The organism is Actinoplanes sp. NPDC049316 (assembly GCF_040677315.1).
Taxonomy (GTDB): domain Bacteria; phylum Actinomycetota; class Actinomycetes; order Mycobacteriales; family Micromonosporaceae; genus Actinoplanes.
This window is the reverse complement of the sequence record NZ_JBFAQM010000005.1, coordinates 237203-241032: the sequence shown is the minus strand read 5'-3', so window position 1 is coordinate 241032 and position 3830 is coordinate 237203. Positions and strand designations below refer to the sequence as shown.

At 71.6% G+C, this 3830-nt stretch carries 3 protein-coding genes and 1 pseudogene; all 4 read left to right on the top strand.

Annotation, left to right across the window (positions count from 1 at the left end; all coding sequences use genetic code 11):
• Positions 1–231: 231 nt before the first annotated feature.
• Positions 232–747, top strand: a pseudogene (locus tag AB0K03_RS10490) (type VII secretion system-associated protein); the annotation flags it as partial.
• Positions 748–937: 190 nt separating this feature from the next.
• Positions 938–1570 (top strand): type VII secretion system-associated protein, encoded by a 633-nt coding sequence (locus AB0K03_RS10485; RefSeq protein WP_364682849.1) that lies wholly within the window; start codon positions 938–940, stop codon positions 1568–1570.
• Position 1571: 1 nt separating this feature from the next.
• Positions 1572–2669 carry a YrhB family protein gene (locus AB0K03_RS10480; RefSeq protein WP_364682847.1) on the top strand — a complete coding sequence of 366 codons (1098 nt, stop codon included), beginning with the start codon at positions 1572–1574 and terminating at the stop codon, positions 2667–2669.
• Complete coding sequence (locus AB0K03_RS10475) at positions 2666–3625, top strand: GlcNAc-transferase family protein (protein ID WP_364682845.1); 960 nt, start codon at positions 2666–2668, stop codon at positions 3623–3625. Before AB0K03_RS10480 ends, AB0K03_RS10475 begins: the two co-directional genes overlap by 4 nt.
• Positions 3626–3830: the final 205 nt, after the last annotated feature.

Sequence of the window (3830 nt, the reverse complement as noted above, 5' to 3'; positions counted from 1 at the left end):
GCGACGCCGGACGCGGGGGTACGAACGGGTGCGGCTGCGCCGACGTTGGGGCACGTCCCCTCCGCGGCCCGGGGATCCGGCGGGCCCTCGTGGTCGAATGCCAGAAGTCGCCCCCGGGGCGGCTGCGAGCCGAGCGCGGCCTGCCCCGACCCGCCGTGCCGGTAGCGTCGGTACTCACCGGGCCTGCCGTTCGGCCCGGCGTGCTGCCGCAGGCCGAGAGAAGGACCTGAGATGACCAGTCCCACGGACGAGACGGTGGAGACCACGGAGGAGAACTTCTTCCTCCTGATGGACCCCGAATGGATGCCGGAGGACGAGGAGGACGTGCCCCCGTTCGAGGCCGTGGTGGGGCTGTGGCCGCTGGCCGCGGACGGCACGGTGGGCCCGTTCCGCAGCAACCCGGAGTACCGGCCGGTCAACGAGAACTCGCCGTCGGACCCGGTCGACGCACTGCTCCGCCTGACGATGCGCGGGGACGCGGAGGTGGAGCAGTTGCAGCTCATCCTGCGCGACTGCCTCGTGGACCAGGCCATGAACGGCGACGGCCGCCCGCTGATCGGCAGGTCCCCGGACGACGTCCCGTGCGCCGTCGTAGCGACCAGCGCACCACACCAGGCCCGCATCGCGTCGCCGGACTGGCGGCGTGTGGATCTCCAGCAACTGGTCGCCGACCTGCCGGAGGGCGTGGATCTGCTGCTCAATCCGGGCGGCCCGGCGAGCACCCGGCTGACCGGCGATTTCCTCCGCTCCACCGCCGCCATGGACGAGGACGCGCTGGCGGCGGCGCGCACGACGTTCCGGCCGGAAGGCGGCCTCACGGTGGAGGTCACCGATCCGCGGAGCGGCGTCACCGCCGAGCAGAAGGACGGTTACGTCACCGTCGTACGCCCGGACGACGACATGAGAGGACGGTCCGATGCCGGCTGATGAAGGGCCCATGGAGAACTACTTCCTGCTGATGGACCCGGATTGGCGTCCCCGGCCGGAGGACGAGGTGCCGCCGATCGAGGCGGTGATCGGGTTGTGGCCGCTCACCGCGGACGGCTCGCTCGGGTCGTTCCGGAGCAATCCGGACTACGTGCCACGCGACGAGGACGCGGTGACCGACCCGCTGGACGCGATGCTGCGCCTGGCCATGGAGGGCCGGATGCAGGCGGACCAGCTGCAGCTGATGATGCGGGATTCCCTCTTCGAGGTGGCCCTGAACGGCGACGGGCGGCCGCTGATCGTCCGCTCCCCCGACGACGTGCGCTGCGTGGTGGTCGCGACCAGCGTCCCGCAGCTGCGCCGGATCAGCTCGCCGGACTGGCAGCGCACGGATCTGACCGGCGTGGTCTCGCTGTTGCCGGACGAGGTGGACGTGCTGTTCAACCCGGGCGGACCGGTGCCGTTCCGGCTGACCGGTGACTTCCTCCGGGAGACGATGATCATGAGCGACGAGGACGTGGCGGCCGCGTACGAGGCGTTCCGCGCCGAGCACGCCGACGATGGCGTCGAGGTGGTGCCGTGGCTGATCGGTGACAGCGCCGCCGAGGTCACCGTGGAGACGGCGCCCGCCGAGGGCCGGTGACATGACCTCGGCCACCTACTTCATCCCGGTCCCCCCGGACACGCTGAGCCACTACGGCGGATCCGTGCCGGCGCTCGTCGACGCGACCGGCGACCGCACCGCCGTCGACGGGTACGACTTGGCGCTGCTGTCCGCTTTGGATCTCGACCAAACGATCGGTGTCTGGCGCGGCTGGCGGGTGTCGCTGCACGGCGACAGCGCCTCGGCGGCCCGGATGTACGTGGTGGAGACGGAGGCGGACGCGCAGAGCGTGCCCGCCGTCGCGTCGGCGGCACGCGCGGCCCTCCTCGCCGAGGGCGACAGCTCCTCGCAGGTCGAGGTCTACGGTCCGGAGGTGCCGCTGTCCGAGCAGGCATGGGCCGCACGAGCGCAGTCCGCCCTGATCTGGGCCGCCGCCGCGCCGGAGGAGGTTCGCCTGGCCGAGGTCGACGGCGAGGCGACGGCCGTGGAGCTGGACGAGCACGAGCGCGCCGCGGTCCTGGACTACCTGCGGCTGGCCGTCGTCGTCGCCGCACCGCCGGGCGGCCCCGCCGTGCACACGGACGGCCGCTGGGTCTGGCCCGACACGATCGCCGACCGGCTCGAGCGGCACGGGACCGTGACCGATTCGGACCTGCTGGCACACGTCCGGGCGGGCGGGGTCACGCCCGACGCGGTCGACGCCGTGGCCGCGCACCGGGCGCTGGCGGCACTGCACCGTGCGACCGAGGCCTTGGTGGTCGACGACACCGCGGCTCCGGCACCTGCGGAGATCGCGGCCGGAGCCCAGGAGGGCATGACGATGGATGCCGGCGTGGCACGCGAACGGGCCGCCGAACACCTGGCCCGGGTGCAGGACCCGGCCACCCCGCTGCGCCTGTCGGACGAGGCGCCGGCCGAGTACCCGTGGTGCTGGGTGTTCGACTTCAACGCCGAGCAGTGGTTCCGGACGCGCGAGTTCACCGACGGTGTCGCCTCGGGCCCCGTGGTGGTGGACAAGGACGGCGGCGACGTGTGGATCGCGCCGTCCGCGCCGCCGCTGGAGGAGTGGCTCAACGTCCATGCCGCCCGGCGCGGGTTCGAAGCCGTGCCGGTGCCGCGAGCCGGGAGCCCGTGGTGACGATCTTCGTCTCGGTGGCGGCGTACCGCGACCCCGAGCTCGTGCCGACCGTGCTGGACTGCCTGGCGAAGGCGAAGCATCCCGACGATCTGCGCATCGTGGTGAACTGGCAGCACCTCGGCGACGAGGACGTCTCGGCCGTCCGGGACGATCCGCGGGTCGAGATCCTCGACGTCGACGCCCGGCAGAGCCAGGGCGCCTGCTGGGCGCGGGCCGAGGTGCTGCGCCACTACCGGCCGGCCGACTGGTTCCTGCAGGTGGACAGCCACACCCGCTTCGCGCCGGACTGGGACGTCCGCTGCATCGCCGCCGCGCGGGCCACCGGCGCCGCGAAGCCGATCCTCAGCGGATATCCCCCGATGTACGAGCCGGACACCGAGTTCACCGGGGCCGGCGAGCCGACGCGGATCATCATGAAGGACTGGACCGACGACGGCGTACCCACGTTCAACCAGACCGTCGTGCCGGACTGGCAGGCCCGGGACCGGCCGTTCCGCGCCCGCTTCCTCGCCGCCGGGTTCCTCTTCGCGCCGGGCACGTTCCCGCTCGAGGTGCCGTACGACCCGACCATCTACTTCCACGGCGAGGAGATCACCCTCTCCGTGCGCGCCTTCACGTGGGGGTACGACCTCTTCCACCCCGTCGAGGTGCTGGGCTGGCACTTCTACATCCGCCAGGACCGGCCGCGGCACTGGGACGACCACGGCGACTCGGAGACGGGGCGGCACTGGTTCGCCCGGGAGCGGGCGAGCCGGCGCCGGGTGGCGAACATGCTGCGCTACCCGGCGACGGGCCGGCTCGGCATGGGTCCGGTGCGGACGGTCGCCCAGTACAGCGAGTACGCGGGCGTCGACTTCCTCAACCGAACCGCCACGGTGGACGCCTTGGAGGGCGCCGAACCGCCGGCGCCGCGGGAAAGCGCACAAGCACACCAGCCGGAGCTTGTCCATTTGTGACCGGTAACAAGGTGTCGTATTGCGTCCTGAACGAACGCAACCACCTCGTGGAGCCGCCCCGACAACGCTCTGACCTGTGGTTTCTCGTGTGTGCGCACGCACGGACACGCATCGTCGCGTTCGTTTCTGATTGGTAATGACCGTGACCTTGACAGGAAAAGTTCGATAGTGCGTGAATGTGTTTCCGGATGGTAAACGGTCGATG

Excerpts from the sequence above, each read along its gene's own strand:
- AB0K03_RS10485 (WP_364682849.1), top strand. The coding sequence starts at position 938 with ATGGAGAACTACTTCCTGCTGATGGACCCGGATTGGCGTCCCCGGCCG.
- AB0K03_RS10480 (WP_364682847.1), top strand. The coding sequence starts at position 1,572 with ATGACCTCGGCCACCTACTTCATCCCGGTCCCCCCGGACACGCTGAGC.